Below are 11962 nucleotides of genomic sequence, written 5' to 3' on the forward strand. Positions count from 1 at the left end.
TGACGCAACACGTCTGATCGACTGGAGGACAACACGATGGCCCGTACCCGTAACTTCGGCAGGTGGATCACCATGGCTGCATTTGCGACCCTTCCCGTGGCGCAATCCTTGCTCGCGGTCGAAATCACCACAAAGGCCGACGCGCCTGATGCGCTGATCGTCGATGATGCGAAGTCCACCGTCACCGTGACGGTGAAGGCCAACGAACCCGCCGACGCGGGCACCTACGAGTTGCGGCAGACCTTCGTCGATCGGTACGGTCAAACCAGGCAGGGACCCGCGGTGTCGATCGAGCTGAAGGATCAATGGAAGCAACAGGTGAACGTGCCGGTCGAGCATTTCGGACCGGCCGCCTATCGCGCGACGCTTCATAAGGCCGGTGATGGCGATGAACCGGTAGCGCAGGCGGAGCAGTTGCTCATTCGGCCCGTGGCCGTGCCATTGCTGAACCGCGAGCAGCGGGCTGATTCGCCCATCGGCATTAACGTGCACACGAACGCGCATTGGAAGACGCTCGGGCAGATGGGCGTCCACTGGGCGCGTGATTATTCGTGGGGCTGGCTGGGGCCTGGCGAGCAGTGGCCACAAGCGCCGAACAAGACGAACTTCGGCAAGCTGGAACCCACCGCTGACGCCGCGGGCATCACCATTCTGCCCGTGATGCAGAAGGCGTTTCGCACGGAAGACGACAAGTATTTCATCAGTGACGGCAAGGCGATCGCTGCGGGTTACGAGCGGCTGGCGCGGGCCGTGCCGCAGTTGAAGTATTGGGAACTGGACAACGAGGCCGAGCTTCAGCATCGCGATGAGGACTCGCCGGAGTACAAAAAGTGGTTCGAGACGTACCTGGAGTACATCAAGTACGCCGATCAGGGCCTGAAGGCGGCCGGCACCGGCGCAGAGGTCGTGCTGAACGGTGAGGCGGGCATCCACCTCGAACGTACGCAGGAATTGCTGGACAAGGTCGGCGAGCACTTCGCGGTCATCAACTATCACTTCTACACCGGCACCGTCGCGCCTGAACTGGCGCTGAACGACATCAACACGGGCAGCGAGAGCCGCGTGCGTACCACCGCGTTCCTCGATCAGATGCTGCAGATCAACCGAATGGCCAAGGCCGCCGGTAAGGAGGCGTGGCTGACGGAGATCGGCTGGTCTGCGCGATCGGGCCCAGCCGTGGGGGATCGACTTCAGTCGGCGTATCTCGAGCGGCTGTACTTGCTGTCGCGCTGGGCCGGCACCGACAAGGTCTTCTGGTTCTGGGATCGCGAACTGAAGCCGGGCGGGCGCTTCAGCAGCATGGAACTCGTGCACAGCAAGGAAGGCGCCCGCGCCGCCGGCGCGGCGATGGCGGCGGTGTCGAAGTACACCGCACAGGCGTCGTACGCGGGTTCGGTCGATCTTGGGCCCGATCGCTGGTGCCTGATCTTCCAGCAGCCGGATGGCACACACACCGCGGCCGCCTGGGCGGTCGCCGGAGCGCATGATCTGCCGGAAACGCTCGCCAGTGCCGGCGAGGCATTCGACATGTACGGCAACCCGCTGCGCGACCGGCAACTGACGGTCGAGCCGGCATACTTTACGTTGTCACAACTACCGGCGGCATGGCAGGGGCAGCTGAAGGTGGAATGGGTCAGCCCGCGACTCATCAACGTCAATCGCGGCGCGTCGGCTCAGGTCGAGATGGAAATGCCCGCGGGCGGTACGGTGACGTTCGACGGGTTGCCAGAAGGGGTGAAGGCGGACGATTGGAAGCAGGACGGCACGCTGCGCACCACAACACTTCACGTGCCGCCGACATTGGAAGCCGGCACCTACAACGTGACCGCCGTCGCGAAAGGCGAGGGTTGGCAGAAGCGGTTCCCGCTATCGCTGCGGACCCGGTCGAGCGTCGCCATCGACGCCGTTGCGTATGCTGCGGGCAAGCCTGCGAAGATCGAGTTTACGAACCGCATAGAAAAGGAGCAGCAGGCGAAGTTGAGCGTAGAGCAGGGCACGATCGAGCCGGCGAACGTGACGTTGTCGCCGCAGGGCACCGTCACCGCCAGGTACACCGCGCCGGAGGGGGCTGCGGGCCCGGTAGCGCTCGACGTCCAGATGGCCGACGGCGGCACGGAGCAGTACTGGATCCGGCCGATCCAGTTGAACGTACCGCGCGCCGGCGAGGTCAAGATTGACGGTGACCTGAGCGACTGGCCGCAGGGTAGCGCTGGCGGCGTGCTGACGGAAAAGGCCCTTCAGTTGAACGGCCCCGAAGAGAACTTCCAGCCGACTATGCGACTCGCTTGGTCCCCGGCCGGACTCAATGTCGCTGCGCGCATTCCCGTAGGGCCGGACTTCGAGCCGGCACAGGATCCGAAGTCGTTCTGGGAGTGGACGAGTCTTGAGATGAACGTCAGCACGGCCGATCTTAGCAGTCCGCCCGACCCGGCCCGGTCCCACCTGCTGTGGTTCACGCCGTACAAGGACAACGCCAAGGCCGACTGGCGCCTGTACGCCGGCCAATGGTTGAAGGTCATGCCGGACGGGAAGAAAGAGACGCTGAACGATGACCAGCGCATGCCCAACGCGATGAAGTACGACGGCGAGACAGTGACGATCGAGGTGCTCGTTCCTACCGAGGTACTCGGAGCCACGCCGAAGGTGGGTGAGCAATGGGGCCTGACGATTCACAGCAAGATCGCCAAAGCCCTGAGCCCGCGCACGCTGGCGGCGTGGCCGTCAACGAAGGGTGGGCAACGGGGGACGATCAGGTTTGTCGAGTAGGTTGAGGAATCCAGCGGTATCAGAATCGTCCCCACTGCGCCGCAGGAGCGCAGCACTGCGTTTGCCTGACGTTTCGCCAGTGCAGAAACGCGGAGAGCTGCGTTCCTGCGGCGAGAAGAGGACGGACGGTTCTGATTTGCCGTTTACGTCTCTTGCGCCAGCTTCGACAGGTCTTCTTCCGTGCCTGCCACCAGAAGCGTGTCGGAGTCCTGCAGCGCCGCATCGGGGTCCGGCACCGGCAAGATCTGGTCGGTCATCACGTCGTGCACGGCGATGATCGAGACGCGAAAGTTCTGCCGCAGCGTGAGGTCGCGCAGCGTTTTGCCCTGCCACGACTCCGGCACCGCCATCTCCTGCACGCCGAAGCCGGGCAGCAGGCTGGTGTAGCTGAAGAGCGCCTTGCCGCTCATGCGGGTGCCAAGGCCGAGGGCCGATTCGCGCTCGGGGAAGATCGTCTCGGTGACGCCGATGCGTTCCATCACGCGCGCGTGGTCCTGCGAGATCACCTTCACGTACACGTCCGAGACGCCCAGGTCCTTCAGCGCCATGGTCGATAGGATGCTGGCGGCGATGTCGTCACCGGTGCTGACCACGCCGGCGTCAGCGCCTTTGGCCCCGATGCGCTCCAGCACCTGCAACGACCGCCCATCGCCCACCGCGGCCCGGGTGACGTGGACCGCGATGCGGTCGACGGCGTTCGGGTTCGTGTCGACCACGACCACCTCGTGGCCGCGCGCGTGCAGCGACTCGGCCACGCTGCCGCCAAAATTTCCCAAGCCGATGATGACGAAACGCTTCATGTCTGCCTTTCCGCGTCAGTCGACGTCGGCTCTCGCCGGCGTACGGACCACACCCGCGCCTCTACCCGACCACCACTTCTTCGTGGGCGTATCGGAACTCGGTCGCCAACTGCTTGCGGGGCCGCGCCAGCGCGGCCGCCAGCGTCAACGGGCCGACGCGCCCGAAGAACATCAGGAAGATGGTCAACCACTTGCCCGCATCCGACAGTTCGTTCGTTACACCCATGGACAGGCCCACCGTGTTGAACGCGCTGACCGCTTCAAACATGTAATTGATGAAGTCCGGCGGAGCTTCACCCCGGATCTCCGTGGTGGTGAGGATGAAGATCGAGACCGTCACGATGCCGAACGCGATCACGAACAGGCCGACGGCCCGCTGAATCGTCTCCTCCGGAACCGATCGCCCCGCGATGCTGGTCACCAGGCGTCCGCGCAACCGCGACCAGGCCAACAGCGCGATCAGCGCCACCGTCGTCGTTTTCACGCCACCCGCCATGGAGCCTGGCGAGCCGCCGATCGACATGAAGATGATCGTCAGGAAGTTCGTGCTCGCGGTGGTCTGCGAATAGTCGACCGTATTATAGCCCGCGCTTCGCGGCGTGAGGCTGAGGAACAGGCCATTGGTGAGCTTCGCCCACGTCGGCAACCTGCGAAGCGTGTAGTCCCACTCGAAGATCGTGAAGAGGATCCAGCCGCCCACGATAAGAATTGCGGTCGTAGCCAGCACGATGCGCGAGTGCAAGGAAATTCGGAATCGCTTGTTGAGCTTCTTCGCTTGCCAATGGAGTTTGATCTCCTCCAGCGTAAGGAACCCGATGCTGCCGATGACGATCAGCAGCATGATGACGCCGAGCACGCCCGGCGATGTCTGGAAGCCCACCAGCGAGTCCGAGAACGTGGCGAACCCTGCGTGGCAAAACGCGCTGATCGACTGAAACACCGCATGCCACGCGGCCTGTTGCCAGGTCCAGTTCAGCCGGTCGAGACTGGGGAGCCAGATCAGAAACAGTAATATCGCTCCGATCGTCTCCGTGACGAACGTGAAGATGAACACGTCGCGGACGAGGTTCTGCCGGTTCACCTCTGGCGCAACACCTTGGCCACCCCCCGACATCGCCTCGTGCCGCAACGACATGCGGCGGCCGAACGCCACGATGATCAGGCTGGTGAACGCGATGATCCCCAACCCGCCCAGCTGAATCAGCACCAGGACGACCGCCTGTCCGCGGGGCGTGAAGAAGGTGGCCGTGTCCTCGACGATCAGGCCAGTGATGCACGCGGCACTGGTGGCGGTGAAGAGCGCGTCGAGCCACCCCATCGGCTCGGCGACGTACAGACCGGGGATCAACTTCAGCGCCAACGTGCCGAACAACACCAGCGTGGCGAACGACCCAATGAACAGTTGCGGTGGTGACAACAGGCGCCACAGCGACCGACGACGCCGGCCGGCGACTTCCCACTTGCGAAACAGGATGTTTGAGTTGTCCGCCACCAGTGATGTTTACCGATCGATCCAGTTAGCCACGGCTAGTTCTCCGAATCACCAGGATGGACGTGCCGCTTCAGGGACCATTTCCAAGCACTCATGAGCACGACGATCAGGCGTTGCCCTGCGCGCGGGTGAACACGCTGCCCGAACGTGCCAACGATCAGGATAAGTCGGCAAGTCGACGGGTTCAATGCGGGTCCGCGGGAAAGGGACAAGAAGGCAGCACGCCGGCAACGCGAATATTCCGAAGAACTTTGATAACGTTTACGCGGAGGCGCTTCTCGATGAACCATCTGACTGCTTTCATTTCGACCGTCGCGTTAGCGTCCGGCGTCGCATTCGCCGCCGAGCCCGGCCTGCCGATCTTTACGGCGGAGCAGCGCGCATCGCATTACGTCTGGTTCCCGAAGGACGGCGAACTGCTGAAGCCCGATCCTCGCGTGCGAATCGAGGCTGACGGATTGACGTTTCTCGACGTGCCCGCGACCGATGAGCCGCAGGAGTTCGGCTATCTGGCGACGCGACAGCCGATGCGGAACTACCGGGTGATGTTCGAGTACGAATGGGGCAAGAAGCGGTTTGCTCCGCGCGCCACGGCCCTGCGGGACAGCGGCCTGCTGTACCACATGCGTGGACCCGACGCGATATGGCCCAACTGCGCGGAATGCCAGGTTCAGGAAGGCGAGACCGGCGACACGTTCCTGCTATGGCAGAAGGGCGCGCCGTCCGCTTCGTCACACGTGGCGAACGGCGCGGACAGGAAGTTCGCACCGAATGGCGAATTGAAGGCAGGCATTCGCGGCCGCATCACTCGATCCGAAACCGCCGACACGTTGACGGGCTGGAACGAGGTTGAAGTAATCGTGGAAGGAGCGGCCGCGTCGCATCGCGTGAACGGGCGCGAGGTAAACCGGCTGTGGGACCTTCGCTGGCCAGAGGGCGAATCGGCCACGGAGGGGAAGTTGGCGCTGCAGGTGGAGGGGGCGGAAGTTCGCTACCGCAACGTGCGTGTAGCACCATTGAGTTGGCCGACCGATCACAAGCCGTTCCGCGTGCTGGTTTTCTCGAAGACGATGAAATTTCGCCACGATTCGATCCCGGATGCCGTCGCCGCAGTGAAAGCGCTGGGCGCGCAGTTCGGTTTCACGGTAGATGCGACTGAAGACGCCGCGGCGTTCGCGGCCGACAACTTGAAACAGTTCGCAGTCGTCATGTTCCTGAACACCACCGGCGACGTGCTGGCGCCAGAGCAGGAACGTGCGCTGGAACAGTTCGTAAAGGGCGGCGGGGGATTTGTGGGTGTGCACTCCGCGTGCGATACCGAATACGACTGGCCCTGGTACGGCAACCTGGTGGGCACCTACTTCAAAGATCACCCCAAGATTCAGGACGCCGTCGTGCGGCTGAATGCCGACGCCACGTCACCCTCCGCATCCATTCTTCCCCGCGAGTGGCCGCGGCGAGACGAGTGGTACAACTTCGTGAAGGCGCCGACCGGCGTTGACGTGGTGCTGACGCTCGACGAATCCACCTACGAGGGCGGCAAGATGGGTGCCCAACATCCGCTGACCTGGCAACACGCGTTCGACGGTGGCCGGTCGTGGTACACCGCCATGGGGCACACGAAGGAGACTTACCGCGAACCACTGTTCCTGCTTCACCTGCTCGGCGGTATCCAATACGCCGCGGGGCTACCGGCGCCCGGGCCGGTGCTCGACGTGCCGCGGTAGCGCCTGAGTTCGATCTGACCAACGGATGAAACCATCGATGACGAATCCCGTTTCCGTATTGCGCCAAACTGCTCTAATCGAGGGCATCTCGTTTCTGCTATTGCTCGGCGTCGCGATGCCGTTGAAGTACGCGATGGACATTCCGTGGCCGGTGAAGGTGGTGGGCTGGGCGCACGGCGTGCTGTTCATGCTGCTCTGCGTGTTCCTTCTGTGGACCTTGATCACCGCGCGCTGGCCGTTGGTGCGGTCGCTTATCGTCTTCGTATCGGCACTGGTGCCGTTCGGGCCGTTCCTGATCGACCGGCGGATGAAGGCCTACGCGGCCGAGTATGAGGCGACACGCCAATTGCCGGCTGTTTAACTTCCGACCGCTTAGATTAGTTCAGGCGGGCCCACAGCGACCGTTCTCCAGCGTGCGATCGAGGTTGTATGCGGCGCTGATCAGCGCCAGGTGTGTGAACGCCTGCGGGTAGTTGCCGAGCGCTTCGCCGTGCAGGCCGGTTTCCTCGGCGTACAGGCCGAGGTGGTTCGCGTAGCCCAGCATCTTCTCAAAGATCAATCGTGCCTGCGCCAGCCGTGCCTTGTCGGTTCGGCCGGCGCGAGTCAGCGCTTCAACGAGCCAGAACGTGCACATGTTGAACGTCCCCTCTTCGCCGGGCAGGCCGTCGTCGAACTGGCCGACGTTGTAGCGGTAGACGAGGCTGTCGGAGAGCAACCCGTCCTGCTGCGGTTCACGGCAGATCGCGTCCAGCGTCTTCAGCATGCGCGGATCGTCGGGCGTCATGAAGAAGACGAGTGGCATGATGAGCGTCGACGCGTCGAGCTGGTTGCTGCCGTAGTGCTGCACGAAGGCCTGTCGCTCGTTGGACCAGCCGCGTTTCATAATGTCGAGGTAGATCTCGTCGCGCACGCGCGTCCACGTGGCGCGGTCGGCCGGTAGCGAACGCTTCTCGGCCAGCCGCAGGCCGCGGTCGACCGCAACCCAGCACATCAACTTCGAGTAGACGAAGTGCTGCTTCCCGCCGCGCGTCTCCCAGATGCCTTCATCGGGGCGGTTCCAGTTCTTACAGACCCAGTCGACCAACTGCGACAGTTCTACCCAAAGGTCGTATGAAATCGGCGAGCCGTACTTGTTGTAGAGGTAGACGCTGTCCATCAACTCGCCGTAGATGTCGAGCTGAAGCTGTCCGTACGCGCCGTTGCCGATGCGCACCGGTTTGGCGCCGCGGTAGCCATCCAAGTGGTCCAGCGTTTCCTCGGTCAGCTTCTGTTCACCGTGCAGGCCGTACATGATCTGGAGGCCACCGTCCGGGTGCCGTTCGTGGCAGCGCTTCTCCAGCCACCCCATGAAGGCCGCCGCCTCTTCGGTGTAGCCGAGGCGCAGCAGGGCGTACAGCGAGAACGAGGCATCGCGGATCCAGGTGTAGCGATAGTCCCAGTTGCGCGAACCCGGGATCGCCTCGGGCAGGCTGCAGGTCGGCGATGCGATGATGGCGCCCGTTGGCTCGAACGTCAGCAGCTTCAGCATGAGCGCCGACCGATGAACCGTCTCGCGCCACCGGCCGCTGTACTTGCAGCGGCTGATCCACTTGCGCCAGTACTCGATCGTGCTATCGAGCAGGCGCTGCTCGAGATCGGGCTCGATCACCCGCCCACCTTGGCTCTCCGGATCAAGCGGCCGAAGGACGAAGGTGGCGCGATCGCCTTGCGATAGCTTCACGATCGCCTCAACCCCGCCGCGGTCCTGCTTCAGGTCGAGTGGAATCGAGGTGGTTAGTTCGAGGTCGAGCGACTTCGATCGGAAGATTGCCCCGGTACTGTGTAGTTCGGTGGTATGTGGGTCGCGAGCGTAGTTGAACGCGGGAATGCATTCCAACTTAACCTGCCCCGCGCCACGAATCATCTCGACGCGGCGGACGAGCTGGCGGAATCCGGGCTCGCCGCGCTTCAGGCCGACTGGCATGTAGTCGACCAGTTCGATCACGCCTTCGTCGGACAGGAACCGCGTGATCAGGACGTTCGTTTCCGGCCAATAGACCTGCTTACGCGTGTACTGCTCGATAACCGGGGCGACCTTGAAGTAGCCACCCTTCGCATCATCCAGAATGGCCGCGAACACGCTCGGCGAGTCGAAGTGCGGCATGCAGAGCCAGTCGATCGACCCGTTGCGGCCCACGAGCGCCGCGGTGTGCATGTTGCCAATCAGCCCGTAATCCTCGATCGCCAGATACGCCATGCAGGGAATGTAGACGGGGACGCTTCGCAGGTCAGTGCCGAAACCGAGAAAGCGCGACATATAGCCACCGGCGTGCCGGTGGTCGTCGGAAGTTTAAAGAGCGTTCAGTAGCTCGTGTAACGTCGATGCATCCTCGCGCAATTGGTGAGGATCGTCTGACCGAACGAACTCCAATGAAACGTGCCGCGCCGGCCCACCCATCCGCCCGAGCGCCGCGAAGTAGGCCCGCCACCGCTCCGCCCCTTCAGCTAAGGGCCACCGCGTTGCCGCGGTCGGCCACCAGTGGAATACGTGCACGTTGCGCAGGTGCGGCGACAGCATCTCGATGTCCGAAAGGTTCTGCTCGATCGTCAGCCCATGCCGTGGCTGCCAATACGTCGCCACGTTCGGGTGAGCCGCGGCCTGTAGAAGTTGCAGCGTCGTCTCCGGCGTGTCCGTCAACGTGTTCGAATGATACTCCAGGCTCACGCCGATTCCCTGTGCAGCCGCCAGCGTTGCAATTCGCGCCAAGTCCACGGCGACCGCCCGCCGATAGGCTTCATCCGCGTCGGCGGAAGACATCTTTCCCGCCCAAACACGTATGCTGGGTGCCTGTAGCGCCAGCGCGCTGTCCAACACCGCCTCAAACAATGGATTATCGTTGGCGATAACGCCCACGCGGTAGTAAGACCCATACGCGCTCGTGGTGATGCCGGCGTTGGCGCAGGCGCGTTGCACCTGTTGCGCAGCCGCCACGTCGCCGTGCGGCACATGGACGTCGCCACCCCATTCGATCGACTGAAGCTTCGCGTCGACCGCGAGACGTACCACATCGGTCGCTGAAAGCTTGCGGAACGTAATGGAGACCAAGCCGGGCACGAATTGTTGGTGCATGTGGTTACCCTTCGCGACTGCGCCGATATGCCGCCGGCGCGACCCCGGTCACCTTACGAAATTGCCGCGTGAAGAAGAAGACATCGCGATAGCCCAATTGCTCGGCGATCCGCTTAATCGGCAGTTGCGTCGTGCCTAGAAGTTCCTTCGCGTGATTGATGCGTGACGAAATCACGTAGTCGCGCGGCGACATCCCCATCACGCTCTGAAACTGCCGTCGAAACGTGCGCGGCGACATGCCCGCTTCATCCGCCAAGCGCGACTGATCGACCTCGGCCCCCAACTGCTGTGCCGTCGCCAGCACAGGGTCGATCCACAAGGGCAATTCGTTCGGCCGCGACCGCGCCTCTGCCAGTTCGGTCAGAATCGCCTCCAGCAGCAACGCGGCCCGTGCCACACCGAAGCGGTCATTCCGGCGAGACAGTTCCAGCAGTTCATCAAATCGCTGCGGATAGTCACTTCGCGGGTCGACCGACTGCGGCGCGATCGGAAACAGTCCCGCCGCCCGAAGGCGTTCGACGCCAGGACCGTTGAATGCAAGATACCGGTGCACCCACGTCTCGTGCCCGGCCGCGGGACCGAAACGAATGTGCGGGCCGGGATAGCTCGACCAGAACTTGCGGCCACTAATGCGGTGCGGCTCGCCATCGATGTGAAGATCGACCGCGCCACCGTCGGCCAACTGCAGCACGTTATAGTCGAACCGCTTATCGATTCGATGCACACACTCAGGCACAAACTGGCCAAACAAAAAGGTGATCGCTTCTGCCACGGTGGCCGAATAGTACAAAGATTGGCCTAACAATCCATGGGCGGGTGTGATTTCTGGGGTAAGGTTTGCTGCATCACCAGTCGCAAGTCGGACCAACAGGCGGATCGATCAGGAGCAAACAGATGGAAACGCGTCGCATCGGCATTGTCATGAACGGCGTCACCGGCCGCATGGGCACCAACCAGCACCTCATCCGGTCGATCCTGGCCATCATCAAGCAGGGTGGCGTGAAGGTCAGCGATAAGCTGACGCTCATGCCCGAGCCCATCCTCACCGGTCGCAGCGAGAGCAAGCTGAAGGACCTCGCCGAGGGCGTCGCCCAGCGCGAGATCGGCCGCAGCATTCCCTACACCACCGATATCGATGCCGCCCTGGGCGACAAGAAGAACGAGATCTTCTTCGACGCCAGCGGCACGCTGCAGCGGGCCGGGTTCATCGAGAAGGCCGTGAAGGCGAAGAAGGCCATCTACTGCGAGAAGCCGACTGCCACGGTGACCAAGGAAGCCCTGCGGCTCGCCAAGCTGGTCGAAGACGCCGGCCTGAAGAACGGCGTGGTGCAGGACAAGCTCTGGCTCCCCAGCTTCCGCAAGATCGCCATGCTGAAAGAGCTCGGCTTCTTCGGCAAGATCCTCAGCGTGCGCGGCGAGTTCGGATACTGGGTCTTCACTGGCATGGACCTCGACCAGCCCGCCCAGCGCCCCAGCTGGAACTACCGCGCCGAGGACGGTGGGGGCATGATGATCGATATGTTCTGCCACTGGCAGTACGTCATCAGCAACTTGTTCGGCCCAATCAAGTCGCTCGTGGCCTATGGCAACGTCGACATCGATCAACGCCGCAGCGAAGACGGCAAGCCCTTCAAGGCCACCGCCGACGATTCGGCTTACGCGATATTCCTGCTGGAAGATGGCACCGTCTGTCAGTTCAACAGCAGCTGGTGCACCCGCGTTCGCCGGGACGATTTACTGACCGTGCAGGTCGACGGCATCAAGGGCACCGCCGTCGCCGGCCTGCGCGAGTGCTACGTGCAGGGCGCCGCCGAGACGCCAAAGCCCGTTTGGAACCCCGACATCCCGCAGCCGATCGACTTCTACAAGGGTTGGCAGCCGGTGCCGAACAACATCAACTACGACAACGCGTTCAAGATCCAGTGGGAAATGTTCCTGCGCCACGTCGCGCTCGACGAGCCGTTCCGCTACACCCTGCGCGAAGGCGCCAAGGGCGTGCAGCTGGCCGAGCTGGGCATGCAAAGCTGGAAGGAAAAACGCTGGATCGACGTGCCGGCGATGTGATGCG

The 11962-nt window shown here is 63.0% G+C and carries 9 protein-coding genes; 4 read left to right on the plus strand and 5 right to left on the minus strand.

What is annotated here, in order from left to right:
• Nucleotides 1-36: 36 nt before the first annotated feature.
• Complete coding sequence (locus tag VGN72_04055; GenBank protein ID HEV7298514.1) at nt 37-2766, plus strand: hypothetical protein; 2730 nt, start codon at nt 37-39, stop codon at nt 2764-2766.
• Nucleotides 2767-2909: 143 nt separating this feature from the next.
• Here VGN72_04055 and VGN72_04060 read toward each other — a convergent pair whose 3' ends face one another.
• Together VGN72_04060 and VGN72_04065 are read right to left on the minus strand one after the other, a co-directional pair.
• On the minus strand, nt 2910-3566 hold the full coding sequence (locus VGN72_04060; protein HEV7298515.1) for a TrkA family potassium uptake protein: 657 nt from the start codon (nt 3564-3566) through the stop codon (nt 2910-2912).
• A 61-nt stretch (nt 3567-3627) separates the two neighbouring features.
• Nucleotides 3628-5058 (minus strand): potassium transporter TrkG, encoded by a 1431-nt coding sequence (locus VGN72_04065; protein ID HEV7298516.1) that lies wholly within the window; start codon nt 5056-5058, stop codon nt 3628-3630.
• Between the two features lie 281 nt (nt 5059-5339).
• On the opposite strand from VGN72_04065, the gene VGN72_04070 reads away from it, so the two are divergent.
• Together VGN72_04070 and VGN72_04075 are read left to right on the plus strand one after the other, a co-directional pair.
• Nucleotides 5340-6785, plus strand: a complete 1446-nt coding sequence (locus VGN72_04070) for a ThuA domain-containing protein (protein HEV7298517.1) — start codon at nt 5340-5342, stop codon at nt 6783-6785.
• Between the two features lie 37 nt (nt 6786-6822).
• Nucleotides 6823-7146, plus strand: a complete 324-nt coding sequence (locus VGN72_04075) for a DUF3817 domain-containing protein (GenBank protein HEV7298518.1) — start codon at nt 6823-6825, stop codon at nt 7144-7146.
• Nucleotides 7147-7167: 21 nt separating this feature from the next.
• On the opposite strand, the gene VGN72_04080 is transcribed toward VGN72_04075, so the two are convergent.
• From VGN72_04080 to VGN72_04090, 3 genes are read right to left on the minus strand one after another with little or no spacing between them, the layout of a single operon-like run.
• Nucleotides 7168-9081 (minus strand): glycoside hydrolase family 15 protein, encoded by a 1914-nt coding sequence (locus tag VGN72_04080; GenBank protein ID HEV7298519.1) that lies wholly within the window; start codon nt 9079-9081, stop codon nt 7168-7170.
• Nucleotides 9082-9114: 33 nt separating this feature from the next.
• Nucleotides 9115-9894: a TIM barrel protein gene (locus VGN72_04085; protein HEV7298520.1), complete on the minus strand. Its 780-nt coding sequence runs from the start codon at nt 9892-9894 to the stop codon at nt 9115-9117.
• Between the two features lie 4 nt (nt 9895-9898).
• On the minus strand, nt 9899-10618 hold the full coding sequence (locus tag VGN72_04090; GenBank protein ID HEV7298521.1) for a helix-turn-helix transcriptional regulator: 720 nt from the start codon (nt 10616-10618) through the stop codon (nt 9899-9901).
• A 170-nt stretch (nt 10619-10788) separates the two neighbouring features.
• Between VGN72_04090 and VGN72_04095 the strand changes: the two genes are divergently transcribed.
• Nucleotides 10789-11958, plus strand: coding sequence for a Gfo/Idh/MocA family oxidoreductase (locus tag VGN72_04095; protein ID HEV7298522.1), 1170 nt, complete (start codon nt 10789-10791; stop codon nt 11956-11958).
• Nucleotides 11959-11962: the final 4 nt, after the last annotated feature.

The organism is Tepidisphaeraceae bacterium (assembly GCA_035998445.1).
Taxonomy (GTDB): domain Bacteria; phylum Planctomycetota; class Phycisphaerae; order Tepidisphaerales; family Tepidisphaeraceae; genus DASYHQ01.

Coding starts and splice junctions, on each gene's coding strand:
- VGN72_04095 (HEV7298522.1), top strand. CDS start 10,789: ATGGAAACGCGTCGCATCGGCATTGTCATGAACGGCGTCACCGGCCGC.
- VGN72_04085 (HEV7298520.1), bottom strand. CDS start 9,894: ATGCACCAACAATTCGTGCCCGGCTTGGTCTCCATTACGTTCCGCAAG.
- VGN72_04075 (HEV7298518.1), top strand. CDS start 6,823: ATGACGAATCCCGTTTCCGTATTGCGCCAAACTGCTCTAATCGAGGGC.
- VGN72_04060 (HEV7298515.1), bottom strand. CDS start 3,566: ATGAAGCGTTTCGTCATCATCGGCTTGGGAAATTTTGGCGGCAGCGTG.
- VGN72_04055 (HEV7298514.1), top strand. CDS start 37: ATGGCCCGTACCCGTAACTTCGGCAGGTGGATCACCATGGCTGCATTT.
- VGN72_04080 (HEV7298519.1), bottom strand. CDS start 9,081: ATGTCGCGCTTTCTCGGTTTCGGCACTGACCTGCGAAGCGTCCCCGTC.
- VGN72_04070 (HEV7298517.1), top strand. CDS start 5,340: ATGAACCATCTGACTGCTTTCATTTCGACCGTCGCGTTAGCGTCCGGC.